The sequence below is a fragment of the Rhodoferax sp. ZS1R8 genome (genome assembly GCF_056521325.1).
The window spans coordinates 1-1,086 of the sequence record NZ_JBWMBA010000172.1 but is presented as its reverse complement, the minus strand read 5'-3'; the positions used below and the strand labels follow the sequence as shown (position 1 = coordinate 1,086).

The 1,086-nt window shown below is 63.3% G+C and carries 2 protein-coding genes; both read right to left on the bottom strand.

Features of this window, described 5'->3' with window-relative positions; genetic code table 11:
- Window positions 1–532: ABC transporter permease (locus tag AC097P_RS24755; RefSeq protein ID WP_479613066.1), on the bottom strand; the 532-nt coding region annotated here is incomplete at its 3' end.
- A partial coding sequence (locus tag AC097P_RS24750; protein ID WP_479613065.1) for an ABC transporter ATP-binding protein occupies window positions 529–1,086 on the bottom strand: 558 nt, incomplete at its 5' end. The genes AC097P_RS24755 and AC097P_RS24750, both read right to left, overlap by 4 nt.

Below are 1,086 nucleotides of genomic sequence, written 5' to 3'. Positions count from 1 at the left end.
CCACGGTGTAGTGGCTTTCGCCATGCGCGTGGCCACCCGCGCCCAGACCATGTGTGCCGTCGAAGTGGCTGCCCAGCGTGGCTCCCAGTTGGGCGGCGGCCGTAGCGCCCAGCACCACCTGCATGGGCGCATCCCACAAACGGCCCTGCGCCAACGTGGCAGCGTAGAGCGCGGGGTAGTCGTGCGAACTGCCCACAATACGAAACCCCTGAAAGCTGTCACCCAGACTGATGGGGATGAGCTTGGCTACTTGCGGATGCTTCGCCAGCGCCTGCACGGCCTCTAGCGGCACATTGCCAGGTGGCCCATCCACATGCAGCACGCCACTCAGTATCAATTGCATGGGGCTGCCTTTGGCACCTACGACCACGTCTATGCCTGCCAAGTCGCGCTCGAACGCCTGGCTGAGCTGGTGGCCCACCAGCAGCAAAAACGTAATGGATGCCAAACCCAGACTGAGCAACAGCACATTGAGTGCGGCACCCAGGGGGCGTGCCCACAGGTAGCGCCAGGCAAACGCTAGTGTTTTCATAGCGTGTTGCCCAGTAAATTCAGGGGCTGGAAGCCCGTTTGACCATTGGCGTGCGGTGGTATCAGCTGTGCCACGCGTGCATCATGGGTGGCTATCACCAGTGTGGCACTTTGGGTTTTGGCTGTTGTCAGCAACAGGCCCACCGCATCCGCCGCAGCGGCGTCGTCCAGGCTGGCTGTGGGTTCGTCCGCCAGTATGACTTGGGGCTGCAGCAGCACCGCGCGTGCCAGCGCCACGCGTTGTGCCTGTCCGCCAGACAGCTGGCCCGGCTTGCGTTGGGCCAGGTCTTGCACACCCAGCGCCCGCAAAGCGGCGTGGATACGCTCGGCGTCTTCAGGCTGGCCCGCAGCCCACTGCGCCATGGCCAGATTCTGGTAGACGCTGAGTGCAGCGCTCAGGTGGAGTCTTTGGGGTAAAAAGCCTATAGCCCCCGCCCGCCATGCATCTGCTGCTACGGATTTAATAGTACCTAACGCTTGCCCCGCCACCGTAAGGCTGCCCGCCGTGGGCCGTACCAGGGCCGCTACCAAGGCCAGCCAGGTTGATTTTCCACA